Here is a 24,783-nt window from a genome sequence, read left to right on the forward strand (position 1 = left end):
GCGAGCACAACGAAACACCAGGTCAACGAAAGTGAGACTGCGCGACGATGGAAGCTCGCACCATCAGGCAACGAGGACCGACGGGCGAGCACCGGTTGTCGCTGCTCTACCTGGCGCCCTCGCTGATCATTTTTGCCGTCTTCGTCTTCTACCCGCTGGGCAGGACGTTCTACCTGTCCACCATGGGCACCGACATCATCGGACGGGCCAACAGGTTCGTCGGGCTGGACAACTTCGCGGACATGTTCGGTGACCCGGCCTTCTTCAAAGCGCTGGGGACGACCGCGTTGTTCGCCCTGTTCACTGTGGTCCCGGCGATCCTGGGCGCGCTCGTGGTCGTGCTGCTGCTGGAGTCGCGGATCAGCGGGCAGAGGATGTTCCGTACGGTGTTCGCGCTGCCGTTCGCCTTCTCCGTGGCCACCGCGTCGGTGATCTTCGCCCTCATCTACAACCCGGCCGTGGGCATGGCCAACGGCATCCTCAGCTACGTCGGCGTCGACCGGATCGGCTGGCTCACCGAACCCGACCTGGCCCTGATCTCGATCTCGATCACCACGGTCTGGATGACGCTCGGCTACAACGTCCTCGTGCTCTCCGCAGGGGTGGGCGCGATCCCCACCGAGGTGATCGAGGCGGCCAGGCTCGACGGCGCGACGGGATGGCGCCTGCACAGCCGGATCACCGTCCCCATGCTGTCGCCGCAGCTCTTCTTCCTCATCGTGATCTCCACGATTCACGCGCTGCAGAGCTTCGGGCAGATCCACATCCTCACCAAGGGCGGCCCCGACGGGGCGACGTCCACGCTTGTCTACTGGATCTACGAGAAGGCCTTCAGCTACGGATCGTCGGACTTCGGCACGGCCAGCGCCGCGGCGATCGTGCTCCTGGTGGTCGTCCTGGTGTGTACCGGCATCCAGTTCGGTGTGCTGGAAAGGAAGGTCCACTACCGATGAGCACCTCCTCCTCGGTCGCGAGCAAGATCGTTGTTTATCTCGTGCTCATCGTGTGCGCGATCCCGGTGGTCTTCCCCCTCTACTACGCCTTCATCGGCGGCATCATGACGCCGAGCGACCTGGCCAGCTATCCGCCGAAGCTGCTGCCGACGGCGATCGACCTCGGCAACTACGGCTCGGCGCTCGACACCATCCCGCTGGCCAGGCAGTACCTCAACTCGGCGATCCAGACCGGCATCGTCACCCTCTGCCAGCTCCTCTCCAGCGTCCTGGCCGCCTACGCGTTCGCGTTCCTGCGGATGTGGGCCAAGACGGCGATGTTCGCGCTGTTCATGGTGACGCTCATGGTGCCGTGGGAAGCGATCATCCTGCCCAACTACCTGCTGGTCTCGGACCTGGGACTGACCAAGGGGCCGCTCACCTACCTCGGGCTCACGCTCCCCTTCCTCGCCCACGCCTTCGGCACCTTCCTGCTGCGGCAGTCGTTCCTGCAGTTCCCGGTCGAGGTGCGCGACGCCGCGGTGATGGACGGGTGCGGCCATCTGCGGTTCCTGTGGCGGATCCTGCTTCCCCTGTCCAAGCCGGCCATCGCCGCGGTCGGCGTCTACGTGTTCATGACCACGTGGAACCAGTACTTCTGGCCGTTGATCCTCGGCAACGACGACCAGTACAAGACGCTGCAGATCGGCGTCTCCATGCTGAACGACGCGGAATCGTCCAGCCCCACGCTCATCCTGGCCGGGGTCACCCTCGCACTGCTGCCCACCCTCCTGCTCGTGGTCTTCGGGCAGCGCTTCATCATCCGCGGCCTCACCGCAGGCGCGGTGAAGTAATCGTGAACAAGAAACGGAGTTCCCAGATGGCACGACCCCGATTCCGGCGTACGCGCGACGGGCTGGTCGTCACGGCCGCACTCTCCCTCGCTCTGACGGGCTGCGGCGGCGACGCGAGCTCGGGCGAAGGCGGCGAAGCCGCCACGGCGCCCGGCGCGGACGCGATCACGGAACCGATCGAGATCGAGTTCTGGCACTCGATGAAGGAGAAGAACGAGCAGGCCATCAAGGCCATGGTCGAGGACTTCAAGAAGGTCAACGACAAGATCACCGTCAAGCCGGTCTTCAAGGGCGACTACGACCAGATGGTGGTCGCGTACAAGCAGGCCGTGCAGCAGGAGGCCACACCGCCACTGGTCCAGATCTACGACATCGGGTCGCGCTTCATGTACGACTCGCAGCAGGTCGTCCCGATGTACAAGTTCATCGAGCAGGACAAGTTCGACCAGAACGCGAACATAGAGCCCAACATCGCCAGCTACTACACGATCAAGAACAAGCTCTGGTCGATGCCGTTCAACTCCTCGGCGCCGCTGCTCTACATGAACGCCGACGCCGTGAAGAAGGCCGGGCTCGACCCGGACAAGCCGCCGGCCACCCTCGACGAGGTGGGCGAGTGGGCGAAGAAGCTCACCGTCAAGGAGGGCGGAACGGTCAGGCAGTACGGCTTCAACGCCGCCCTCTACGGCTGGTTCGTCGAGCAGCTGACCGCCCAGGACAACGCCGAGTACTGCGACAACGGCAACGGCAGGAACGGCCTGGCCACCAAGGTGAACTTCGGCTCCGGCGCCGGGCCCGAGTTCGCCCAGTGGCTGGGAGACCTGGTGAAGGAAGGGTACGCCACCAACACCGGCCGGCCGACCGACCAGGCGCAGAACGCGTTCAAGACCGGGACGATCGCGCTGCACCTGGAGTCGACCTCCGCCCTCGGCGGCTACACCGAGGCGTCGAAGGACAAGTTCGAGCTGAAGACCGCCCCCTTCCCCAAGGTGTCCGACTCCTCCAGCGGCGGCACGATCATCGGCGGCGCCTCCCTGTGGATCAACGCGGTCGGGCACACCGACGCGGAGAAGCGGGCCGCCTGGGAGTTCGTGAAGTTCTCCAACACGCCCGAGCAGCAGGCGAAGTGGCACGAGGCGACCGGCTACGTGCCGGTCAACCCGCAGGCCAAGGCGGACGACAACCCCAGCTTCCAGGTCGCGGTGACGCAGCTGCGCGCCCAGCAGCCGTCGGCGGCCACGTCGGGCTGCCTCCTCGGCGTCATGCCCGAGGCCAGGAAGGCCGCCGAGGTCGGCCTCGAACAGGCCGTGCCCGCCGGTGAGGGGCAGGAGCCGAGGACCCCGGCCGACCAGGCGATGCAGAACGCCGCCGCCACCCTGCAGGCGCCGATCGGGAAGTACAACGCCAACGTCGAGCAGTGACAGGAGAGGCGGGCGTCCACGGTGGGCGTCCGCCTCTCACACCGGATTCACCGAGGGGCGTCCCCGTCGTCGGACGTGGAACGCCGGGAGTGATCCGCCTCACACCGGTCACAACGATGGAGCGGGCGGTGTCTTGTGCCGAACCCTTTTGACGGCACGAAGGAGACACCATGACCGAGAACGCCCGGCTCGGCGCGGCGGCGCCGTCGGACCTGCCGTCCCGGATGAGCTGCCAGGCCGCCGTCCAGCTGGGCCCGCACGCCGCCGACCCGGCGACCGACGCCTTCGTCACCCTGTCCTACGTCCGCAATCCCGAGAAGCTGACCCGCGTCGAGTCCGAGATTCCGCTCACTCGCCGCTGAAAGCCCGGCATCCGGACGACGGCGATGCGGGTTCCGGCTTTTCCCAGGTCGTTTCTGTGGCGCACAGGTAAGGCACGTCGGTTGTTTCCTCTGACCTCGTCCACACGCGTCTGACCTGCGGTTCTATTGTCCAAATGGACACTGGACAATGCCTGGACAATTCTCAGGCAAATGTCGGTTGCCGTCGCCTCGATGTGCCCGGCATAGTCGAAACCGTTCCCACTTCACCCGGGTCTCCGCACTGTGCCTTGGGGAGGCGAAGGCGATTGTTTTCACCGGTCGTCCGCGCGGAGAGAAAGGATGCGGAAATGCGGATCACGAAGCTGACGTCGGCCCTGGCGGCCTGCGGCGCCGCGACGGCAATGCTGTCCGCGCCCGCCGCACCCGCGACGGCGGCGACGGCGGCGACGGCGGGCACGGCCCTCGCCCAGGCGGTCGAGCGCGACAGCGTCACCTGCGTACGTCCCACCGGAAGGAAGACCAACTACTCCTGGAAGGACGGCAACTCCTCCACGACGGTCTACTTCAACAACCACTGCTCCCACCGGGTGTACGCGGAGCTGCACTTCAAGGGTCCCGCGGGGACGCGCAAGGAGTGTCTCGCCACGAACGGCGGGACCGAGGGCAGGAAGAAGTTCAGGAAGGGCCTGGCCGAGAACCTCACCAGGATCACCAAGGACTGCTGAGCGCCGGCCGCAGGCGAGCCTCCACCACAACCACTCCGAAGGAGTATGTCCGACATGAAAATCCAGGTAGCGGCGGTCGCGGTGTCCGCGGCGGCGATCTCGACGATTCTGCTGAGCGCCGGCCCCGCGAGCGCCCATGCCTACGACGGCAAGGACCCCTACAAGAGCGGCTGCGCCGCCTCCAAGGTCTACACCGGGAAGAAGGCCTCGCTGAAGAACGAGATCGGCGACAGCCTCGGCACGGTCAAGCTCTACTACTCCCGCCGCTGCGGCACCAACTGGGGCGAGGCGAAGGTGTCCAAGCACGGCACCGGCCAGATCACGGTCTTCACCAGCAAGAAGAACATTTCCTTCACCTACCGCGCGGGCAACGGCGGCCGCCACTGGGGCGACATGGTCTACGCTCCCAGCGGCGTCTGCGCCAAGGCCTCGGCCACGGTGTCGAACGGGATCGGCCGCACCAACAAGGGCAGCGGCACCACGGCGAAGGCCTGCGGCTGAGGCTGCTTCACGCGTCCGGGGCGGGCGGTGACGGCGGCGTCGGCGGCCCGGAGAAAGGCCGACCGGCTTGCGGTAGCGGACGTGCTCGGTCCGGCGTACGAAGCCCGCGCTCTCGTAGAGGTCGTAGGAACGGTGCGGATTCGCCCAGCCGGGGAACAACCGGGCGGTCTCGGCTCCGTGCGCCCGCAGGCACCGTAAGCCGTCCAGCAGCAGGGTGCTCCACGAGGACGCGGTCACCGGACGGGGTCCGACTTTGGTAGGTGATGGCGCCGCCGTACCGGACCATAGCCTGGGCCGGTGAGTGAGAACCGACCTCCGCACCTGGGCGCGGTCGCCGCCGTGCTCCTCGTCATGGGCGTGCTGACCGCGGTGTCACTGTGGAGCCTGGCGGGCCGGCCCACCTGGGGGCTGGACCTCGCGGTCGCGGCGGTGAGCCTGGCCGCCGCGGCGGCGCAGTTGCGCTGGCCGGTCTCCGGGGCGCTGACCGCCACCCTGCTGGCCACGCTCTCCCCGGTGGCCACGCCCGCGGCCTCGATGGGGGCGCTCCAGGTGGCCCGGCGCAGGCGGTTCCCCGTCGCGGCGGCGGTGACGGCGGTGGGCATCGCGGCCCACGTCGTCCAGGGGTTGTGGCGGCCGAACTCCGGCATCTCGCCCGGCTGGTGGCTGCTGCTGATCTCCGCCGCCTACGGCGCGTTGCTCGGCTGGGGCGCGCTGGCGCGCTCCCGCCTAGCCCTGCTCGAATCCCTGCGCGAGCGCGCTCACCGCGCCGAGGCCGAGCAGGGCAGGCGCGTCGCCGAGGCCCGCATGGGCGAACGCCGCCGGCTCGCCAGGGAGATGCACGACGTGCTGGCCCACCGCCTGTCCCTGGTGGCCACCCACGCCGGGGCGCTGGAGTTCCGCCCCGACTCCTCACCGGAACAGCTCGGGCGGGCCGCCGGGGTGATCCGCGCCGGTGTGCACCAGGCGCTGGAGGAGCTGCGCCAGGTGATCAACCTGCTGCACGAGCAGGACGACGACGACCCGCACGGGCTCGCGCCCCGGCCGGACCTGGCCGACCTGCCCGGCCTGATCACCGAGGCCGAGCAAGCCGGCCAGACGGTACGCCTGCGCGAGGAGGTCGCCGACGTCGCCGCCCTGCCGGCGGTGGCGTCGCAGACCGCGTACCGCGTCGTGCAGGAAGGGCTGACCAACGCCCGCAAGCACGCGCCCGGCCGGCCGGTCGAGCTGCTGCTGCGCGGCGCTCCCGGCACGCCCCTCCTGATCGACATGCGCAACCCGCTGCCCCCGGCGGGCACGCCCGCCCTCGCGCCGGGCAGCGGGCTCGGCCTCGTCGGGCTCACCGAGCGGGTACGCCTGGCCGGCGGGGAGCTGGACCACCAGAGCACCGAAGGAGAGTTCCGGTTGCGGGCCCGGCTACTATGGCCCGCGTGATCCGCGTGTTGCTGGTCGATGACGACGCCCTGGTCCGCGCCGGGCTGTCCATGATGCTCGACGGCGTGGGCGGCATCTCCGTCGTCGCCGAGGCGGCCGACGGGCAGGCGGCCATCTCCGCGGCCGACGCCCACGCCCCCGACGTCGTCCTGATGGACCTGCGCATGCCGCGCGTGGACGGCATCACCGCCACCCGCCGGCTGCGCGCCCGCGCCCGGCCGCCCGAGGTCATCGTGCTGACGACGTTCGACACCGACGAGAACGTCCTGCACGCGCTGCGCGCCGGCGCCGCCGGGTTCCTGCTCAAGGACACCGCGCCGCCGCAGATCGTGGAGGCGATCACCCGGGTCTCCGAGGGAGACCCGATCTTGTCCCCGGGCATCACCCGGCGGTTGATGGAGCGCACCGTCGCCCAGGCCGGGGCGTACGAACGGGCCTGCTCCGCGCTGGCCGCCCTCACGCCGCGCGAGCGGGAGGTGGCGCTGGCGATCGCCCAAGGCCGGACGAACGCCGACATCGCCGCCGACCTCGCCATGGGCATCACCACGGTGAAGGCCCACGTCTCCAGCATCCTGACCAAGCTCGACCTGGACAACCGCACCCAGATCGCGCTCCTCGCCCACGACGCCGGCCTCACCTGACCGGAGCCTGGCCGAGCGGAAGGTGCACCCCACCGTGCCGCCGCGCGTCGAGTACACCCTCACCGCGCCGGGCCGGGCTCTGCGTGCGGCGGTCGACCTGATCTGCGACTGGACCCAGGAACACCTTGGTCACATCAAGGGGGCCCGTCGCCGTTTCGACGCCTGACGGCATCGTTCAGGGCTGGTCGTAGTGGCCCGCGGCGATGTCCTCCAGCAGGGCGGGGCGCCAGCCGACTTGTGGCGGGGATGTCGGCCGACTCGTAGCGCTCGACGAGCACGTCCCGCCAGCGGCACCAGGCCTCCCATTCGTGTGCCGGTGTGCGGCCGGACGTCGTCGAGGGTGACGTCGGTGACGCCCTTCTGCCTGACCACCTCGGCGGCGCCCGCGATGAACGCACCTCCGGCCGTCCTCCCTTGCGACGATGAACTTCATGGTGGAGGTTCATCCAGTGGTCGCGCTGGACATGGTGGGAATCTCCATGGCGGGGCCGGGGCGCCGGCTGGTTGTCTGTGGCCATGCGAGTCGTCGTGCCTGCCGCTGAAGGGCGGGCGGTCAAGGTCGGCGCTGGTAAGCGCGTACGGGTCACCGATCTCGAGGGCAGTCAGGTGGGTGATCTGTTCGTGTTCGCCGCCGGCGACCTGACCGAGCATCTCAGCGCGTCCCACACGCGGGCCGTCACCAGCCGCCTGTTCCCGGCGGTGGGCGAGCAGTTCGTGACCGATCGGCGCAGGCCGATCCTCACCCTGGTGGACGACGACTCTCCGGGCGTGCACGACATGCTCATCGCGGCCTGCGATCCCGCGCGCTACCGGGCCCTGGGGGTGAGCGGATTCCACGCCTCGTGCGCGGACAACCTGCGCCGGAGCCTGGCCTCGCTGGATCTGGCGAGTGCGCACACTCCGCAGCCGGTCAACCTGTTCATGAGGATCCCGGTGTCGGGCGACGGCCGGCTGAGCTGGCTGAGCGCGATCAGCCGGCCGGGTGACGCGATCACATTCGAGGCGGTCGTGGACTGCGTCTTCGCCGTCTCCGCCTGCCCTCAGGACCTGGTGGGGGTCAACGGCCGGCGGCCGACGTCGTTGGCGATCGATCTCCTCAGCGACCACGACCCACGAGCCAAGGAACCAGACAAATGAACGACGTACAGCACCCTGCCCTGCGCCCCGAGACCATCGGCGGGCTGAGCCTGGCCAACCGGCTGGCGGTGGCGCCCATGACGAGGGTGTCGGCCGCTTCCGACGGCACGCCGACGGAGGAGATGGCCGGCTACTACGCGGCTTTCGCCCGCGGCGGGTTCGGCCTCGTCGTGACCGAAGGGACCTACACCGACACCCGGCACAGCCAGGGATACCTCAACCAGCCGGGCATGGTCAGCGACGGCCACGAGGCCGGCTGGCGCGAGATCGCGGGCGAGGTGCGCGGCGCCGGCGCGGCCTTCGTGCTCCAGCTGATGCACGCGGGCGCGCTGTCGCAGGGCAACCGCTACCGTGACGACACGGTGGCGCCGTCGGCGGTGCCGCCGCGCGGGGAGAAGATGCCCGAGTACGGCGGGCACGGGCCCTGGGCCACACCCCGCTCGATGAGCCAGGACGACATCGACCAGGCGGTGCGGGGCTTCGTGGCCTCAGCCGTCCGCGCCGAACGAGCCGGCTTCGACGGGGTCGAGGTGCACGGCGCCAACGGCTACCTGATCGACCAGTTCCTGACCGGCTACACCAACACCCGTGACGATCGATACGGTGGCTCGGTCTCCCGCCGGGTACGACTGGCAGCGGAGGTCGTCTCCGCCATCCGGGCGGAGGTCGGCCCGCGCTTCCGCGTGGGGATCCGGTTGTCCCAGGGCAAGGTCAACGATCACACCCACCGATGGGCGGGCGGAACCAGGGACGCGGAGATCATCTTCGCGGCGCTCGCCGAGGCGGGCGCGAGCTACCTGCACATCGCCAGCGAAGGACGCGACTGGGTGGAGACGGCGACCCTGGACGGGGCAATGACGATCACGGGCCTGGCCAGGAAGGTGACCGGGCTGCCGGTGCTGGCGAACGGCGGCATGCACGACGTCGGCCGGGCGTCCACGGTGCTGGCGGACGGCCACGCCGACGTGCTGGCCCTGGGCCGGGGCGCGCTCGCCAACCCGGACTTCCCGCGGCGCCTGGCCCGGGGGCTGCCCATGGCGGACTTCGACCACCGCATGCTCCAGCCGATGGCGACACTGGCCAACGCCCGGCTGTGGCGGCCCACGGCCCGGGCGGCGGTGTGAGTGCGGCTTCGGTGTCCGGTGGTGAGGGTGACGGTGTGAGCGCGGCCTCGGGATCTGGTGCTGGGGGTGACCGTGTGAGCGCGGCCTCCAGACCGGAGGGGCAGGGCCGGCGCGCGGGGTTCGCCGCGGTGGTCACGCTGACCTTCGACGTGGACGCCGAGACGCCCGTGCTGGCGCGGGGCCGGCGTTACGCCGCTCACGCGAGCACGATGTCCCATCAGGCGTACGGGCCCGAGGTCGGCCTGCCGCGCATCCTGGAGCTCCTTGACGAGATGTCCGTGCCGGCCACGTTCTTCGTGCCCGGCTGGGTGGCCGAGCACCGCCCGTGGCTGGCGCCGTCGATCGCCGAACGGGGCCACGAGGTGGCGCACCATTCCTACAGCCATCGCCCGCCCACGTCGATGACGGCCGAGGAGGAGCGCGCCGACTTCGAGCGGGCCCTGGCCGTCTTCGACCGCCAGGGCATCGAGATCCGGGGGCATCGCGCCGCCCTGTGGGAGGCGTCCTGGCAGACCGGCGGCCTGGTCGCGGAGTACGGGCTGCGCTACGACTCCTCCCTCATGGGGGACGACCGGCCGTACAAGGTGCGTACGCCGGCGGGTGAGATCGTCGAGTTGCCCGTGCACTGGTCGCTCGACGACTGGGAGCAGTACGCGTTCCTGCCGGCCCCGCATGTCGGTTCGGTCATCGAGTCCCCGGTGAAGGTGCTGGAGCTGTGGCGGGCCGAGCTGGACGGGATGCGCCACTACGGCGGGCTGTTCAACCTGTGCCTGCATCCGTTCCTGTCGGGGCGGCCGGGGCGGGCGCTGGCGTTGCGGCGGTTCCTGGAGTATGCGCGCGGCTGCGCAGATGTGTCGTTCGCCCGCTGCCGCGATGTCGCCGAGTCGGCCCGCACGGACGCAGGGTCGGCCGTGCGCGACCTCCACCCGCCCGAGGCCTCCCCGGACGTCTATCCGGACTGACCTCAGTCGATCGCGTCGATGGTCAGCGCCAGGAACAGATCGACCCGGTCCTCGGTGCGTCCCACGTCCCTGCCGGTGAGCTCGGTGACCTTGGCCAGGCGGTTGCGCAGGGTGTTGACGTGCACATGCAGCGCCGCGGCCGTCGCCGCCCACTGCCCGTCGTGATCGAGGAACGTGCGCAGCGTCAGCTCCAGGTCGCCGCCCCGCCGCGCGTCGTGGTCCTTCAGCGGATCGAGGAGCCCGGCGGAGAACCGGCGAGACGTCTGCGCGTCGAGCAGCCCGAGCAGCAGCCGGTGTGTGCCCAGCCGCGAGAAAGCCCGCACCCGGGGGCCGGTGCGGGTGCGGGCGAGCACGCGGCAGGCCTCCCTGGACTGCAGCAGCGCGGGCCGCAGCTCGGCCGCGTGCGAGGCGATGCCGCCGAGGCCCGCGACCGGGCGCAGGCCGGGAAAGCGCCGTTCGACCTCGCGCACCAGCCGCTGCGCCATCGGTGGCAGCCCGTCTTCCGGATGGCGCCACGGCAGCACGGCGACGACGTCTTGCGTGCCGCCGGCGGCCACCACCGGCACTCCTTCGGCGGCGAAGAACTCGCCAATTGCCTCGGCGAGCCCGTGCAGCGTCGCGGTCTCGTGCTGCGCGAACGCCACGGAGCACACGGCCAGCGGGCCACCCGGGTCCACGCCGAAGGCGCGCAACCTGCCGGGGACCTCGCCTGCCCGGCTGCCGCCCGACAGGACCATCTCCAGGAGCTCGCTGGCGAAGCGCATCTCGATCGCCTGCACGGCCTGCTGCTTGGCGACCTCGAGACTCAGGAACCTGGCCGCCTGCTCAAGCCCCTCCCGCTCGGCCGAGGTCAGCCGGCGCAGGGGGCGCAGACAGATGAGGGCGGCGTCGATGTCGCCGACGGCGCCCACAGGAAACAGCGCCGCACGACCCGCCTCGCCCAGCTCCACCTCAAGAGCGGGCGGATGCCTGGCCAGCCCCGTGGCGACGGCGTGCAACTGGTCCGCGTCGAGGTCGGCGCCTGCCGTCCCGAGCGAGCGGGCCATCCTGTCGACCACCGCGAGGGGCAGGTCGTAGTCACGCCGCAGAACGTTCAGCACCCCGCCGGCGCCGGCTCCCCGGGAGATGGCCGTGGCCAGCGCGTCGCCCCGGCGCACCATGCCGACCAGCGCCTGCTTCCGCTCGTCGGCCAGCATGTCGGCGACAGCCTGGGAGACCGCCGTGAACGGCACCTCGATGGAGATCTCCAGCAGCGGCACGTCCTCTTCCCTGCAGGCGTCGACCAGGCCCCGCGGTGTGGCGGACAGCTCGGCACGCAGGCCGAAGACGATGCCGCTGCCGCCGGCGCCCTTGACGCTCCTGACGAACTGGGCGGACGACACGTGGCCGAGCCACAGGCCGTTGGTCAGGACGAGCTCCCCCTCGCGCACGTAAGGGGACGGGTCCGGCAGCTCGGTGTTGTGCACCCAGGCGACCGGCTCGTCCATCGCGCCCGGCCTGCCCTCGACCAGCACCGTGAGGCTGAGGGACGAACGTTCCGCCAAGGAACGAAGCGTGAACACGGTGTGACTATATCCAGGGGCACACGGCGTTCATGGAGATCCCTCCATCGAGCCTCGCTCCCGGCGGGCGAGTCGCGGTGAGCGCAGCCGCGCCCCGGCCACGGCGAGAAACCGAGCACCGGCCACGGCTCCGGAGCCCGTCCTAGCGGCCCGGTGACCGGGCGCCGAGGGGGCAGCGCCGGGCGTCCGCGGGACCCGGCCACGTTCCGGACATCAGACCATCGTCGCGTTCCGCCTCGGCCATGACCAGGCCGCCTGCTTCCTGACGCGCTGGGCATGAGACCTGTGGAGGTGAGTGTCATGGCCACCCGTCCGGCGAAGCCCACCCGCAGCTGATCACGAGGCCGGGCGCCAAGGGCTCCCGGGCGCGGTCGTGGGGTGACCGGCAGGTCGAGGAGGAGCCATGGGCATCGATGAGCTGAATGCGCGGCAGGTGATGAGCCGCGTCCTGGTCGTGCGGCCGGCGGGAGCAGTCGGCCGACACGTGGGCGACCTGCCGGCGGGGGACCGCAGGCCCCGTGTCGGCCCCGACACCACCCCGGAGCCGGTGCTGCCGGCGCGGGGCTGAGCCCGGCGGGTGCCGGCGAGGCCCGAGGGAAGCGCGACGAAAGGAGCACAGGTCATGGTCATCGTAGGAGTGGATGGCTCCGTAGCCTCACGAGCCGCCGTGGAATGGGCGGCGGACGACGCCTTCCGCATGCGGGTGCCGCTGCGGATCGTGCACGCGGTGGATCCGGGGCCGTACCCGATCGGCAGATACTCGAATATCGGCCTGCCCGAGCTGCTGTGGAGCGAGGGGCGGAGAATCCTGAGCGAAGCGGAGGAGCTCGTTCGCGAGCGCCGGCCCACCGTCGAGGTCACCACCCGGATCGTCGAGGGCGGGCCCGCCGTGGTCCTGCGCGAGCAGGCCGACGACGCCACCGAGATCGTGGTGGGCAGCCGCGGCCTCGGTGGTTTCGCCGGCGCCCTGCTCGGTTCGGTCAGCACGTACGTGGCCGGGCATGTCCGCTGCCCCGTCGTGGTCGTGCGCGGCGAGAGCCGCCCGGCCCGCGGGGAGATCGTCGTGGGGGTGGACGACACGCCTGAGGGCGAGCCCGCGCTCGCCTACGCCTTCCGGCAGGCGGAACTGCGGGAAGCCACCCTCCGCGCGGTGCACGCCTGGCAGCTGCCCGTGCACGCGTACGCACCGGTGATCGCCTACGACATGGACGAGATCCGTACGGCGCAACACCGCGTCGTACGCGACCGGCTGGCGGCCTTCGCGCGGAGCCATCCAGAGGTGAAGATCATGGAGGACACGCGGTCCACGCATCCCGTGGACGCGCTCACCGACGCGTCCGGACATGCCGACCTGCTGGTGGTGGGCTCGCACGGACGCGGTTTCCTGGGCTCGATGCTGCTCGGCTCCGTCAGCCGGGGCGTCCTGCACCACGCCCGGTGCCCGGTGGCGGTGGTACGCGCCTGACCGTGCCCTTCGGCCCCGCCAGGGCCGTCCGGAGCGCCCGCGAGCCTGACGGGTGCTCCACGCCGACGGCCCCTTGCAGTATGACGTGTCACGACATATCGTCCCGATGTATCAGGTCGATACATCGGATCGATGGTCAGCCGACCGGTGCGGGAGTTGCTGTGAGACGGATCGACTACGACACGGACCAGTACCAGGACTACGCGCGCGGCCGGGCGCTTTCCGGACCGCAACTGCGTACCTGGCTCACGGCCTTCGCGGCGGCGCTGCCCGAGCGGCGTCCGCTGACGGGGCTCGACGTCGGCTCGGGGACCGGCAGGTTCACCCCCGCGCTGGCGCGGACGTTCGGCCCGGTCACCGGCGTCGAGCCGGCGGCTCGCATGCGCGAGATAGCGCAGGCGCAGTCCCCGCATCCCGACGTGCGCTATCTGGCAGGTTCCGCCGAGGACCTGCCGGTGCCGCCCGGCAGCGCGGACTACGCTCTCATGTTCCTGGCCTGGCACCACGTCCAGGACAAGCCGCGGGCGGTCGTGGAGCTCGGCAGGGTGCTCAGGCCGGGCGGGCGGCTGCTCCTGCGCGCCAATTTCAGCGACCACCATCCCCGCCCGTGGTGGCTTGAGCACTTCCACCGCGGTTTCGAGGTGGACGCCGCGCTGTTCCAGCCGCTGCACGAGGTCATCGAGATGTTCACGTCGGACGGCTGGCGCGTCGCCGGCTTCTGCACGGTGACCGAGCCGTCCCCCGGCACTCGCGGTGACATGCTCGAACGGCTGCGCCTGCGCACCCTCTCGTTCTTCGCCCAGCTCAGCCCCGACGAGCTGGAGGAGGGTTTCCGCCGCCTGGAGCGGTTCGTCGCCACGGATCCCGGCGCGCCGGCGCCCGAGTTCGCCGAGCCGCTGCTCACGCTCGAACGGGGCTAGCCCGGCGTGGTGCCCGCCCTCGGACGCCGGTGACCCGGCGCTCGCGTTCTTGGCGTATTTCTTCCGACTTATTGACGTAATTCAGATGTCTTCGGCAGACTTCCCGCATGCCGCACATCGGCGGCCCTCCCGCGCGGCCACGGCGCCAGGACCTCGTCCCCGGGCCGCCACGCGGCGACCGGCCGCCGAACAGAGGCCCACGCGAGAGGACATGACCGATGACCGACGCCGAGGACGCATCGCACGTGGACCGTAGGTTCCTGCTGGCCGGAGCCGCGGGCGTACTGGGGACGGCGGCACTGCCCGCGAGCGCGGAGGCCGCCTCCATGCGCAGGCACCCGCCCAACTGGCCCGACCCCGAGCCCTACGGCCTCGCCGACACCCGCCCGGACCTGTGGCCGCGCCCGGACAACTCCTTCCTGCTCCCGCTCGAACTGCGCCCCCGCGACAGGGAACCCGGACGGGTCTGGATGCGGGACACCTACGTGAACTGCTTCGTCGTCGGCGGCCGCCCGGTCTACGTCGCCACCGGCACCACCCGGGCCGCCGGCGAGCAGGGGCCGGCCCCGTGGAACGACGGCATCTTCGTCTGGGTGGCCTCCGACCTGCGCGGGCCGTGGAGGCTGGCCGACACCACGCGCATCCGGCCCGGAGCCGAGCAGGGCAAGGTGTGGTCGCCCGAGTTCGCCGACGAGAACCGGCCGGGACGTGTGGTGGTCGCCCCGTGGCAGGAGTACTGGCACGACGAGCGGTTCGGCAAGCGGTCCGCCGCCTGGGCCCCGGAGGTGCATCACTTCCGCGGCAGGTGGTACATCGTGGCGTGCATGGGCGACCACTCCCGGAAGGTCGGCTCATTCATGCTCGTGAGCGAGGGCGGGGTCGAGGGGCCGTACCGGCTGGTGCAGGGCAACCACGACAAGCCCTTCGGTGACCCCTTGAACGGCGGGCCGGACTTCATCGAGCCCGGCGCGTACCACCACATCGACGGCAGCGTCTACACCGAGGGCGGCGACGCCTGGCTGGTGCTGCACAACAACCTGTACGCCCGGTTCAGGGACGACATGGAGGACATCGTCCCGGTGACCGGCCTGCCGGAGTTCCGGCAGACGCCGTACACGCCGGAGCCGTACCTCGAAGGCGCGTACGTGTTCAAGCACGGGGGAAAGTACTTCCTGCTGCACGCCGCCTGGAACCGCAGGTCGGCCAACCCCGACGGCACCACCCGCCACGCCTACGAGCCGGCCGGCGAGGGCCGTGAGCAGTACCACTACGACGCGGTCGTCGCCGTCTCCGACCGCTTCGAGGGGCCCTATTCGCAACGGTGGACCATGGGCGTCGGCGCCGGTCACGACAACATCTTCAAGGACCATCGCGGGCGGCTCTGGGCGACGTTCTTCCGCAACCCGCGCTTCGGCTACTGGGCCGACCCCGCCCGCAGGGACGAGGCCGCCGTGGCCGGGGTCGTCCGGCTGGAATGGACCGGCCCGCGCGGCCACCGCCTGTACGTCCAGCGCCGCGGCCACCGCTGAGCCGGCCGCCGGGCGGGATCCGGCGGCTCGTTGATCACGTGCGCGTATCAGGTGCGCCGGCACTCTTGCCCCGGCCCCACCGGGCCACCGATGGTGTGATGGTCGGGGAAGGAGAGAGAGCAGGCATGCGAGGGCCGCTGGTCGTCAAGCGGGCGCTCGGCGAACCGCTGCTCCTCCTGGCCGCGTTCTGTTCGATCCTGCTGACGACGACCGCGCTGGTGGCGCTGACGATGTACGCCTCCGCCATCGCCGGCGCGGGCGTGCGCAGAGCGATGGAGACGGCCTCGTACGGGCAGACGACCACCACGATCAGCGCCCAGGTCGACGCCGAGACCTTCCCGCGGTACGACCGGATGGTACGCGGCGAGCTCGCCGCGGCCTACGGAGCGCCTCCGGCCGTCACCACCAGCCTGCGCTCGGACTCGTACGTCATGCCGGGGCAGGACGGCGAGGAACTGCCGGAGCTGCTGCGGTTCGGCAGCCACGACGGGCTCGACCGGCACGCCGGGCCGGTCGAGGGCAGGTGGCCGGGGAACGGCGGGGAGATCGTCGAGGCGGCGATCTCGGAACAGGCGGCCGAAGCCACCGGGTTCGAGCCGGGCGAGGAGTTCGTCACGAAGGCGCGGCTCGACGGGAACCCCGTGCGGGTCCGCGTCGTGGGCGTCTTCCGGCTCGACGACCCCGTGGCCGAGCGCTGGGCCGGTGAGGAGCTGCTGAGCCGGGGCGTGGAGCGCGGCGAGTACACCACGTACGGGCCGCTGATGGTGGCGAAGGAGACGTTCGTCGCGCGCTTCGCCACCGGGGTGCGGGCCCTGTGGGCGGCCGAGCCGGAGCTCGGCGCGCTGACGCCCGAGCGGCTGCGCCCGCTGGCCGAGGCCGTGAGCCGGGTGGGGGAGCGGTTGCGCGCGGCCGGCTGCGCGAACTGCCTGACCGCCGCAGACCTGCCCGAGTTGCTCACCCAGCTCGCCACCGCGTCCCTGGTGGCCCGCTCCACGATGCTGATCCCGGTGCTGCAGCTGCTGTTGCTGGCCGGGTACGCGCTGATGCTGACCGCGCGGCTGCTCGCCGACCACCGGCGCATGGAGGTGGCGCTGCTGCGCTCGCGCGGCGCGGGCACGGCGCGGCTCGCGGCGCTGGCGGGCGGCGAGGCGCTGCTGGTGGCGGTGCCGTGCGCGATCGTGGCGCCGTTCCTCGGGCCGCCGCTGCTCGCGCTGATCGGCATGCTGCCCTGGATCGGTGACTCGGGAGTACGGCTGGCACCTCAGGCCGACGCCGCCGCGTTCCTCGTCTCGTCCGGGGTGGCGCTGGCCGCGGCCGTGCTGCTGGCGCTGCCGGCGGTGGCGGGGGCGCGGCGCACGTACGTGGAGGAGCAGTCGGCGCGCGGGCGCGGTCGCCGGCGCGGACTGATCCAGGGCGCGGGCGCGGACCTGGCGCTGCTGGCGGTGGCCGCGCTGGCGATCTGGCAGCTCCAGCGCTACGGCGCGCCGGTCACCGCGACGGCGTCGGGCGGGCTCGGCATCGACCCTCTGATCATCTCCGGCCCGGCGCTGGCCCTGCTCGCGGGCGGCCTGCTGGGGCTGCGGCTGGTGCCGCGCGTGTCACGGCAGGCCGAGCGGCTGACCTCGCGCCTGCCCGGTCTTGCCCCCGCGCTGGGCGCGTGGCAGGTCAGCAGGCGGCCGCTCACGTACGCCGGCCCCGCGCTGCTGCTGACCCTGGCGATCGCGATCGGCGTCGTCTCCATGGCCACCACCTCCACCTGGCAGGCCAGCCAACGTGACCAGGCCGATCACCAGGCGTCCGCCGACCTGCGCCTGTCGGGGCCGCCCGAGGGGCCCGAGCTGGGGGTGCTCGGCCGCGGTACGGCGTTCACGGCGCTGCCCGGCGTCACCGCCGCCTCTCCCGCCTTCCGCGCGCCGACCGGGGTGGGCGGCGAGAGCGCGCTGCTGCTCGCCCTGGACGTGGGCCGGCTCGGCGAGGTGTTCCGCCTGCGCCCCGACCTGTCGGCGCGGACGCTCCCGCAGTTGTCCGCCGCCCTCCGCGGGGACCGGACGGGCGCGCTGGACCTGCCGGGACGGCCGCGCGCCCTCACCGTGCGGGTCGAGTCGCGCGCCGCCGGGCCGGCCCGGCTGGTGCTCTCCGACGGGCTGGGTGTGTGGCACGACCTGCCGCTCGGCGACCTGCGGGAGGGCGGCAACCGGATCGAGCTCGACCTGGCCCCGATGACCGGGCGCGCCGGCGCGATCACCTATCCGCTGTCGGTACGTGGCCTCGTGGCCGCAGAGCAGGCCGGGGAGCAGGCCGGGGAGCAGGCCGGGGAGCAGGCCGGTGAGCTGACCGGGGCGCAGGCCGGCCTGCGGCTGACCGGGCTGAGCGCGGACGGACGGGACGTGCCCGTGGCCAGGGCTGTCGCCGGCCCGCGGGGCGTGATCGCCTTCGGGCCGCCGGGGGCGTCCGGGGAGCCCGGGCCGCTGCCCGTGGTGCTCACGTCGGGCCTGGCCGCCGCGCTCAAGCTGGACACCGGGGAGAGCGGGACGGTCCGCATCTCGGGGCGGGTCATGCGGGTCCGGGTGGCCGGAATCGTGACGAGCATGCCGACGAGCGATCCCGGCCAGGAGGCCGTGCTCGCCGACTGGGAGACGCTGCAGGCGTACGAGCTGGCCGCGGCGCGACCGTCCCGGCCCGCCACCGAATGGTGGCTCGCCGCCGGCGACACCGCGCCCGCGCGCGAGATCCTGCGCCGCAACCCCCAATGGGACGTCTCCGCGGTCGACCGGCGAGAGCTGGGGGCCGAACTGCGCGACGATCCGCTGGCCGGCGCGCTGCAGGGGGCGCTGACCCTGGCGTTCGCCGCGGCGCTGGGGTTCGCGGTGCTCGGGTTCCTGGTGAACGCCGTGGTCGCCGCGCGGCAGCGGCGGGCCGAGTTCGCCGTGCTGCGGGCGCTGGGCACCGGACCGCGCCAGGTGTTCGGGATGCTGGCGACGGAGCAGGCGTTCGTCATCGGCCTGTCGCTCGTGGCCGGCACCGGGCTCGCCGTGGTCGTCGGAAACCTCGTGGTCCCGCGCGTCGTGCTGACCGGGCAGGCGTCGGCGGTCACGCCCGGCGTGCTGTTCCACATCCCGTGGGCGGCCGTCGCCGGGATGCTGGCCCTGGTGACGGCGGTGCTCGTCGCGATCGTCGCCGTGCTGGCCCGGCGCATGTGGCGGGGGCAGATCTTGGAGGAGAGGTGACGATCCCCCTGAACGTCCGGGCGCACGCGGGCACGTCGGCGCTGCTCGTCGTGCTGACGGTGGCCGCCTGCCTGCTCGTCGCCGGGCTGCCGAGGACGATGCAGGCGTCGTTCGACGAGGCGCTGCGCCGGTCGCTCGCGGGGACCGCCGCGGTGCGGACCGACCTGACCGTCACCGCGGCTCCCGCCAGGCCCGCCGGTGAGCTGCACTCACGGGCGGAGTTCGAGAGCGCGGCCGGACAGTGGCGCCGGCTCCTCCCGGCGTCGCTGCGGCCCCTGATCGGGCGCGGCGGCCACATCAGCGCCAAGACCTTCCGCACGCCCGTCGACGAGGCGGTCGGGCCGCGCCGCACCTTCGTCAACCTCGGCTGGCTGTCCGACGCCGGCCGGCGCGTGGACTGGGTACGGGGCCGCGCGCCCGGCGAGCCCTCCACCATGCGTTACCGCGGCGCGACCATCCCGGTCATCGAGGTGGGCGTCGTGGAGGAGGCCGTGGCCAGGATGGGCCTGCGCGTCGGCCAGACCAGGATGCTGGGGGAGAGCGTGCACACCGCCGCGAAGATCGTCGGCGTCTTCCGGCCCAAGGACCCGGGCGGCCGCCCCTGGAGCCACGACGCCGATGTCCTGCACGTCACCCACGTCGTGCCGGCGGACGGTCCGGAGGAGTTCCACACCACGACGCTGATGTCGGACGACGCGTTGAGCGCGCTCACCGACAAGGCGAGCACCCTGGCCTACCGCTGGGTGCTTCCCCTCGACGCGGGGGCCGCGAGCGCCCTCGACGCGCCACGCGCCGAAGCCGCGGTCGCCGAGTTCCGGCGGCAGGTCGACGTCCAGGGAACGGGCGACATCAGCTACCGCGTGGTCACCGGGCTGCCCCAGCTGCTCGCCGGCTTCCTGACCGGGCTGTCCGCCGCGCGGACCGTCATGTACCTCGTGCTCGGCGGCCTGCTGGCGGTCGCGCTCGGCGTGATCATGCTCGGGCTGCGGCTGATGACCGACCGGCTGGAGCGCACGATCGCCCTGGCACGGGCGCGCGGTGCCTCGCTGTGGCAGGTGGCGTCCGCCGGTGCTTCCGTGACCGCGCTCACGGTGGGGCCCGCGGCCCTGGCCGGGTACGCCCTGTCGTTCCTCCTGCCGGGTCCCGCGCTGCCGATCGTGCACCTCGGACCGGCGGTCGTGGTCGTCACCGCCGTGTCCTTCGCCGTGGCACGCCTGGTGCTCGCCCATCGCACGCCGCTGCGGGAGCGCCGTGCCGACCTGGTCAGGCCGTCAGCGCGGCGGTTGACGGCGGAGGCGCTGGTCGTCGTGCTCGCGCTGACGGGGGCGTACCTGTCGCGGACCCGCGGGCCGGCCGGCACCGCCTCGCAGGATCCGTTCCTGCTGGTGATCCCGGTGGCACTGGCGCTGGCGGCCGCGCTGATCACGTTGCGGTGCCACCCGTACCCGCTGCGGCTGCTCGTCCGGCTGGCCGCGCGGAGGCGAGCGGCCGTACCGTTCCTGGGGCTGGCCGGGGCGGCGAGAGGGCGGTCCACGGGCGCGCTCGCGGTGCTGGTCCTGCTGCCCGCGCTGAGCCTGTCGGTGTTCGCCGCGGTCGTCCACGACGGGATCACCACCACGCAGCGGCTCGCGTCCTGGCAGAAGGTGGGCGCGCCGATCAAGCTGACGACGGCCGCGGACATCCCGCCCGACGTCGTCGAGCGGGTACGCCGGGCACCCGGGGTCGAGCAGGTGGCGCCCGCGCTGACGGGCCGGGTGCAGATCAGGACCACGGGGGAGCAGCCGTACGCCGTCGCCGTCGACCTCGATCAGTGGCGGCGGGTCAACGAGGACGCCCCCATCGGCCTGCCGGCGCTGTCCGGGGACACGTCCGCGCTGCTCTCGCCCGCTCTGGGAGACCGCGGCACCTTCGAGCTCACGTGGCTGTCGCCGGTGCGGCTGACCACCCAGGGGGTCATCGACGCGGTGCCCGGTTTCTACTCCAGCGGGCAGTTCCTCCTCGTGTCGCGCGCGGTACTGCCCTGGCCCGCCGCCAACACCTTGCTGATCAAGGGCGACATCCCGCCCGCCGAGCTGGCGCGGCTGGTGCCCTCGGCCACCGTGGAGACGCAGGAGGCCGCGCTGGCCACCGTCCAGGCCGACCCGCTCACCGGCACGGTCCGCACGACGATGGTCGTCGTGACGGTGGCGCTGGGGGCGTACGCGCTGGTCGCGATCGTTCTGTCGCTGGTCGCCGGGGCCGCCGGGAGGGCGAGGGCGGTGTCGCTCCTGCGTACGCTCGGGCTCTCCGACCGGCAGGCCCGGCGGCTGACCATGCTCGAATTGCTGCCCGTCATCGTCATCACGGCGCCGGTGGGCCTGGCCCTGGGTCTCGTCCTGCCTGCCGCGCTCGGGCCCGGCGTGGACGTGTCCGCGTTCGCCGGTGGCCTGCCGGTCTCCGGACACACGCCGGGGTTGCTCGCTCCCGTGGCGCTGGCGGCGGGGCTGGGGCTGTGCGCCGTGCTGGGCGCGTACGCGCACACCGCCATGAGCCGCCGCCGCGACCCCGGCGCCGTGCTCCGCGTGGACGATTCCTGACCCCCGCACCTGTGCGCGGTCAGGCCGGGGCGGACACCGGGCGGGTCTGCGCTCGTGCGATGCGCGCCTTGACGTCGCGGAAGTGCAGCCGCATCGCCTCCCGGGCGGCCTCGGGGTCACGGGCGCGGAGGGCCGTCACGATCCTGCGGTGGTTGACGACGATCTCCGCCGTCCGCTCCTCCGGCGGCCCGAGCGTCGGCTCGACCTCGTGGTAGACGTCCCAGAACAGCCCGATGAGCTGCAGCACCAGCTCGTTGCCGCACGACTCGTACAGCAGCGCGTGGAACGCCCGATCGGCTTCGCGGTCGCGGTCCATGCCGGTGACCAGGGCGTCCAGCGCGGCGAGCCGGGTGGGGCTGGTGTCGAGGGTCACCTGGCCGATCAGCCCCGTCTCCAGCAGCTCGCGCACCTCGACCAGGTCGTGCAGCGCGCGGATCCCGCCGCCCTGGCCCGCGCGCACCTGGAAGGCGAGCGACGGGGTCAGGACGTCGAGCGACGCGTGCCCGACGAACGTCCCATGTCCGTGCCGGATCTCGACGATGCCCAGCGCCTTCAGGGCTCGTACGGCCTCGCGCACGCTGTTGCGGCTCGCCCCCAGCAGGTCCATCAACTGCACCTCCGTGGGCATCGGCGCCCCGGGGGCCAGACCGCGCTCGTGGATCAGGGCGACGATGCGCTCCTGAAGCGACGCGCCGTCACGCGTGGGCATGCTGCCTCCAGGCTCGTCGAAGACCTCGTGTCGAACATCCCACCTCTCGGTCCCCGTGGGCCAGGCGGTGCGGCAGATTTTACGCTCATTACATGGTGCGGCCACCGGGTGCACGTCGTTCGTTCGCTGCTCGTTCGCGGGCGCCACCGGTTCGGCGACGTAGGATGTCCACGGGGGTGGCGCCCACGGTGAAGCTGATCAGCCGACGCGGTCGAACGGCAGCCGCAGCCCGAGCCTCCCGCCGACGGGGAGGTTCCGCTGCCGGATCAGGTCCAGCTCGGCGGCGGTGAGCGCGCGCCGGTAGACGCGTACCTCGTCCATCGTCCCGCGGAAGCGGTCCGCGCCGTCCAGCCGCTGCCCGACGTGGACGCCCTCGACCCCGAACTCCTTGCCGAGGGTCACGGAACCGGCCGGCGCCGCCGCCGACGAGACCTCCTGGCCGTCGACCAGGAGCCGCAGCTCGCCGCCTGTCCGCTGGAGCACCACGAAGTGCCACTGCCCGTCGTTGTACGCGCTCGCCGACTGCACGGTCACGTCGAACCGGTCGACGGCGAGGATCGCCCGGATGCGGTTGCTCGCCGGTTCGGCCCGCAACCACAACGCCGGCGGGTTCGTGCCCCTGTCGACGCGGTGGAACCAGAGGATCGTGTGCGCGCCGGTCGTCTCCGAATACCTGATCCAGGACGTCAGCGTGAAGTCCTTCGCGCCGAGGTCGATGGAGTCGTCGAAAGGCACCTCCACCCGGTCGTCCACCCGGTCCAGGGCCAGTCCGCCGCCGAACCGCCCGCCGGTGGTCTGCGCGCCGCCGCGGACGAACGCCTGGTTGCGGTACGGCGACGTGTCAGGCGTCGCCGGGCCGGGCGCCGGAGGCCCGGGGACACCGGGCGGCGGACCGTTCGGCGTCTCCAGGTACGACTCGTCGAAGCGCGCGAACCGGATCTGCTCGTACGGCGAGACGTCGCCCGCCTCGTACATCAGGGCCGCCTCGTCGCCGTCCAGGCGCACCATGTCCGAGTACGCCGACGGCCCCCAGTGGAAGACCTTGCCCTCGTCCCACGTCTCGAAGCGGCGCCCCTCGTCGTAGGACGAACGGATCCCCATGGCCTCCCTGGCGCCCGGGTGCATCGGTGAGGAGAAGAGGATGCGGCCGTCGTCGTACCGCAGCAGCGACGCCTGGACGTCGGTCGTCGCGAGCTTCGGCATGGTGCGGAACGGTTCGTCCCAGGACTCGCCGCCGTCGCTGCTGGTCGCGTACGCCCTGCTGCCCTCGTCGGTGCCGCGCTCGCGGGCCGAGGCGTAGATCCGCCCGTCGGTGAGCTCGACGACGGTGACCTCCTGGGCGATCATCGTGCCGTCGTCGTGGGACGTCTCGGCGCCGATGTTCCACGTGGCCCCGCTGTCGTCGCTGTAGAGCAGGTGCGTGCCGTAGGCGTGCGCGCCGACCCGGTCCCAGCTCTCGTAACTCGCGCCGACGACCAGCCGGCCGGCGTGCGGGCCGTGCCTGAGCTGGATGCCGTGCATCGGGCCGGTGGCGTACCAGTGGTTCCACTCGGGACGTTTGCCCTCGGTCATCTCCCTGGCGGCCGACCAGGTCTCCCCGTGGTCGTCGCTGACCTGCACCCAGGGGTCGCGGTCGCAGCCGTCCGGGCACGGCTCGGCGCCGTTGTGGGTGCTCACCAGAACGACCCGCCCGGTACGCTCGTCCACGATCGGCACCGGGTTGCCGTGGGTCGTGCCGTTCCCCTCCGAGACCACCTGCAGCGGTCCCCAGGTCCGCCCGCCGTCGGCGGACCGGCGCAGCACGAGGTCGATGTCCTCGTCGTCGCCGCAGTCCTTCACCCGTCCCTCGGCGAAGGCCAGGATCGTGCCGTTCGCGGCGCGGACGACGGCGGGGATCCGGAAGCAGGCGTATCCGAAGTCGCCCTGTTTGTAGAGCACCTGCTCGTCCACGGACGGTGCGGTGTCGCCGGCCCTGCCGGCTTCTGACGTCTCAGCCGGCGCCGCTGTCGCCGGCGCGCCGAACACGGTGACGAGTAAACCCGCGAGCACCATGACGGCGCCGGCCCGGCGGCGCGGGGAGCGCCCGGCACGGCCCTCCGGGGGATAACCATGCTGCATGTCTTCGCCCTTCCTGGCAGGAGAAGGTCCTGATTTGAGAGGACATCCTACGTTGGACGTTGGATGTTGAAGAGGGGGTGAACGCAGAATGTTCACCTTCCGACGTGGAGTCCCCGCAGGACGGGGCGTGCTCAGCCGAGAGCCGCCTGGGCCAGGGCCATGCAGGCGCTGGCCACCAGCACCGCCAGGACGATCTTCCTGAAGCGTTGCGGGTCCGTCCGAGCGAAGAGCCGATCTCCCAGCCACCAGCCCACGACCATGCCGGGCAGACCGGCGGCGGTGAGCAGCAGGCTGTCCGCGGTCAACCGGCCGACGGCCAGGAAACCCAGGATGGCCAGCGTGTCGCACGCGCAGAAAGCCACCTGTAGCGTCGCGCGGAACTCGCGCGGTTCCAGCCCCATCGCCTGGAAGCCCGCGACCAGCGGAGGGCCGTTCATGCCGGTCGAGGTCAGCAGCGCCCCGCTGACGAAACCGGCGGCCGCCGCCGGGGCGGCTCCGCGCCTGACCGTCGCCCCGCGCGCGAGGACGAAGGCGAACGCCAGGACCACGCAGGCGATGAGCACCGACAGCGAACGTGCGCTCATCGCCGTGACCGCGAGCAGGCCGACCGGCATGCCCACCAGCCC

The 24,783-nt window shown here is 72.0% G+C and carries 22 protein-coding genes; 18 read left to right on the forward strand and 4 right to left on the reverse strand.

All coding sequences use genetic code 11. The features are described 5' to 3' along the window. The first annotated feature begins 47 nt into the window (after nt 1-47). The 12 genes from E1267_RS18440 (at nt 48) to E1267_RS18500 (ending at nt 10,051) form a co-directional block, all read left to right on the forward strand. Nucleotides 48-953: a carbohydrate ABC transporter permease gene (locus tag E1267_RS18440; RefSeq protein WP_132333811.1), complete on the forward strand. Its 906-nt coding sequence runs from the start codon at nt 48-50 to the stop codon at nt 951-953. Continuing rightward, entirely contained in the window at nt 950-1,786 is an 837-nt protein-coding gene (locus E1267_RS18445) for a carbohydrate ABC transporter permease (protein WP_132333812.1), read from the forward strand. The genes E1267_RS18440 and E1267_RS18445 overlap by 4 nt, the downstream gene beginning before the upstream one ends. A gap of 26 nt (nt 1,787-1,812) precedes the next feature. Next, nucleotides 1,813-3,207, forward strand: a complete 1,395-nt coding sequence (locus E1267_RS18450; protein WP_132333813.1) for an ABC transporter substrate-binding protein — start codon at nt 1,813-1,815, stop codon at nt 3,205-3,207. Between the two features lie 170 nt (nt 3,208-3,377). Then, a complete protein-coding gene (locus E1267_RS18455; RefSeq protein WP_132333814.1) occupies nt 3,378-3,569 on the forward strand; it encodes a hypothetical protein in 192 nt (63 codons plus the stop codon). 308 nt (nt 3,570-3,877) lie between these two features. Continuing rightward, nucleotides 3,878-4,255, forward strand: coding sequence for a hypothetical protein (locus tag E1267_RS18460; RefSeq protein WP_132333815.1), 378 nt, complete (start codon nt 3,878-3,880; stop codon nt 4,253-4,255). Nucleotides 4,256-4,309: 54 nt separating this feature from the next. Then, entirely contained in the window at nt 4,310-4,756 is a 447-nt protein-coding gene (locus tag E1267_RS18465; RefSeq protein WP_161714652.1) for a DUF2690 domain-containing protein, read from the forward strand. Between the two features lie 297 nt (nt 4,757-5,053). Beyond that, nucleotides 5,054-6,187, forward strand: a complete 1,134-nt coding sequence (locus tag E1267_RS18475) for a sensor histidine kinase (RefSeq protein WP_246063993.1) — start codon at nt 5,054-5,056, stop codon at nt 6,185-6,187. Continuing rightward, nucleotides 6,175-6,828, forward strand: a complete 654-nt coding sequence (locus E1267_RS18480) for a response regulator (RefSeq protein WP_132333817.1) — start codon at nt 6,175-6,177, stop codon at nt 6,826-6,828. Before E1267_RS18475 ends, E1267_RS18480 begins: the two co-directional genes overlap by 13 nt. Before the next feature lie 7 nt (nt 6,829-6,835). Continuing rightward, the gene (locus tag E1267_RS18485) at nt 6,836-6,994 is read left to right on the forward strand and encodes a winged helix-turn-helix transcriptional regulator (RefSeq protein WP_220449557.1); all 159 of its coding nucleotides are present in this window, start codon (nt 6,836-6,838) and stop codon (nt 6,992-6,994) included. Between the two features lie 350 nt (nt 6,995-7,344). After that, nucleotides 7,345-7,965 (forward strand): DUF1989 domain-containing protein, encoded by a 621-nt coding sequence (locus E1267_RS18490; protein WP_132333818.1) that lies wholly within the window; start codon nt 7,345-7,347, stop codon nt 7,963-7,965. Beyond that, on the forward strand, nt 7,962-9,089 hold the full coding sequence (locus E1267_RS18495) for an oxidoreductase (protein WP_132333819.1): 1,128 nt from the start codon (nt 7,962-7,964) through the stop codon (nt 9,087-9,089). Before E1267_RS18490 ends, E1267_RS18495 begins: the two co-directional genes overlap by 4 nt. Nucleotides 9,090-9,163: 74 nt before the next feature. Beyond that, complete coding sequence (locus E1267_RS18500; RefSeq protein WP_132333820.1) at nt 9,164-10,051, forward strand: polysaccharide deacetylase family protein; 888 nt, start codon at nt 9,164-9,166, stop codon at nt 10,049-10,051. 2 nt (nt 10,052-10,053) lie between these two features. Here E1267_RS18500 and E1267_RS18505 read toward each other — a convergent pair whose 3' ends face one another. Then, nucleotides 10,054-11,613 carry a PucR family transcriptional regulator gene (locus tag E1267_RS18505; protein ID WP_132333821.1) on the reverse strand — a complete coding sequence of 520 codons (1,560 nt, stop codon included), beginning with the start codon at nt 11,611-11,613 and terminating at the stop codon, nt 10,054-10,056. Between the two features lie 403 nt (nt 11,614-12,016). Here E1267_RS18505 and E1267_RS44415 point away from each other — a divergent pair, with 403 nt between their 5' ends. The 6 genes from E1267_RS44415 (at nt 12,017) to E1267_RS18530 (ending at nt 21,330) form a co-directional block, all read left to right on the forward strand. Beyond that, the gene (locus E1267_RS44415; protein WP_165959672.1) at nt 12,017-12,181 is read left to right on the forward strand and encodes a hypothetical protein; all 165 of its coding nucleotides are present in this window, start codon (nt 12,017-12,019) and stop codon (nt 12,179-12,181) included. Between the two features lie 54 nt (nt 12,182-12,235). Further along, the gene (locus E1267_RS18510; RefSeq protein ID WP_132333822.1) at nt 12,236-13,078 is read left to right on the forward strand and encodes a universal stress protein; all 843 of its coding nucleotides are present in this window, start codon (nt 12,236-12,238) and stop codon (nt 13,076-13,078) included. 161 nt (nt 13,079-13,239) lie between these two features. Continuing rightward, entirely contained in the window at nt 13,240-13,998 is a 759-nt protein-coding gene (locus tag E1267_RS18515) for a class I SAM-dependent methyltransferase (RefSeq protein ID WP_132333823.1), read from the forward strand. 218 nt (nt 13,999-14,216) lie between these two features. Next, the gene (locus E1267_RS18520) at nt 14,217-15,527 is read left to right on the forward strand and encodes a family 43 glycosylhydrolase (protein ID WP_132333824.1); all 1,311 of its coding nucleotides are present in this window, start codon (nt 14,217-14,219) and stop codon (nt 15,525-15,527) included. Nucleotides 15,528-15,652: 125 nt separating this feature from the next. Further along, on the forward strand, nt 15,653-18,754 hold the full coding sequence (locus E1267_RS18525) for an ABC transporter permease (protein WP_132333825.1): 3,102 nt from the start codon (nt 15,653-15,655) through the stop codon (nt 18,752-18,754). After that, nucleotides 18,751-21,330, forward strand: a complete 2,580-nt coding sequence (locus E1267_RS18530; RefSeq protein ID WP_132333826.1) for an FtsX-like permease family protein — start codon at nt 18,751-18,753, stop codon at nt 21,328-21,330. Before E1267_RS18525 ends, E1267_RS18530 begins: the two co-directional genes overlap by 4 nt. A 19-nt stretch (nt 21,331-21,349) precedes the next feature. Here E1267_RS18530 and E1267_RS18535 read toward each other — a convergent pair whose 3' ends face one another. The 3 genes from E1267_RS18535 to E1267_RS18545 form a co-directional block, all read right to left on the reverse strand. Then, nucleotides 21,350-22,039, reverse strand: a complete 690-nt coding sequence (locus E1267_RS18535) for a FadR/GntR family transcriptional regulator (protein ID WP_132333827.1) — start codon at nt 22,037-22,039, stop codon at nt 21,350-21,352. Between the two features lie 198 nt (nt 22,040-22,237). Then, the gene (locus E1267_RS18540) at nt 22,238-24,157 is read right to left on the reverse strand and encodes a sialidase family protein (RefSeq protein ID WP_220449555.1); all 1,920 of its coding nucleotides are present in this window, start codon (nt 24,155-24,157) and stop codon (nt 22,238-22,240) included. A gap of 131 nt (nt 24,158-24,288) precedes the next feature. Beyond that, on the reverse strand, nt 24,289-24,783 hold a 495-nt coding region (locus tag E1267_RS18545), incomplete at its 5' end, for a sulfite exporter TauE/SafE family protein (RefSeq protein ID WP_132333828.1).

It is taken from the genome of Nonomuraea longispora (assembly GCF_004348345.1).
GTDB lineage: Bacteria > Actinomycetota > Actinomycetes > Streptosporangiales > Streptosporangiaceae > Nonomuraea > Nonomuraea longispora.

Excerpts from the sequence above, each read along its gene's own strand:
- E1267_RS18440 (WP_132333811.1), top strand. The coding sequence starts at position 48 with ATGGAAGCTCGCACCATCAGGCAACGAGGACCGACGGGCGAGCACCGG.
- E1267_RS18445 (WP_132333812.1), top strand. The coding sequence starts at position 950 with ATGAGCACCTCCTCCTCGGTCGCGAGCAAGATCGTTGTTTATCTCGTG.
- E1267_RS18450 (WP_132333813.1), top strand. The coding sequence starts at position 1,813 with ATGGCACGACCCCGATTCCGGCGTACGCGCGACGGGCTGGTCGTCACG.
- E1267_RS18455 (WP_132333814.1), top strand. The coding sequence starts at position 3,378 with ATGACCGAGAACGCCCGGCTCGGCGCGGCGGCGCCGTCGGACCTGCCG.
- E1267_RS18460 (WP_132333815.1), top strand. The coding sequence starts at position 3,878 with ATGCGGATCACGAAGCTGACGTCGGCCCTGGCGGCCTGCGGCGCCGCG.
- E1267_RS18465 (WP_161714652.1), top strand. The coding sequence starts at position 4,310 with ATGAAAATCCAGGTAGCGGCGGTCGCGGTGTCCGCGGCGGCGATCTCG.
- E1267_RS18480 (WP_132333817.1), top strand. The coding sequence starts at position 6,175 with ATGGCCCGCGTGATCCGCGTGTTGCTGGTCGATGACGACGCCCTGGTC.
- E1267_RS18490 (WP_132333818.1), top strand. The coding sequence starts at position 7,345 with ATGCGAGTCGTCGTGCCTGCCGCTGAAGGGCGGGCGGTCAAGGTCGGC.
- E1267_RS18495 (WP_132333819.1), top strand. The coding sequence starts at position 7,962 with ATGAACGACGTACAGCACCCTGCCCTGCGCCCCGAGACCATCGGCGGG.
- E1267_RS44415 (WP_165959672.1), top strand. The coding sequence starts at position 12,017 with ATGGGCATCGATGAGCTGAATGCGCGGCAGGTGATGAGCCGCGTCCTG.
- E1267_RS18510 (WP_132333822.1), top strand. The coding sequence starts at position 12,236 with ATGGTCATCGTAGGAGTGGATGGCTCCGTAGCCTCACGAGCCGCCGTG.
- E1267_RS18520 (WP_132333824.1), top strand. The coding sequence starts at position 14,217 with ATGACCGACGCCGAGGACGCATCGCACGTGGACCGTAGGTTCCTGCTG.
- E1267_RS18525 (WP_132333825.1), top strand. The coding sequence starts at position 15,653 with ATGCGAGGGCCGCTGGTCGTCAAGCGGGCGCTCGGCGAACCGCTGCTC.
- E1267_RS18535 (WP_132333827.1), bottom strand. The coding sequence starts at position 22,039 with ATGCCCACGCGTGACGGCGCGTCGCTTCAGGAGCGCATCGTCGCCCTG.
- E1267_RS18540 (WP_220449555.1), bottom strand. The coding sequence starts at position 24,157 with ATGCAGCATGGTTATCCCCCGGAGGGCCGTGCCGGGCGCTCCCCGCGC.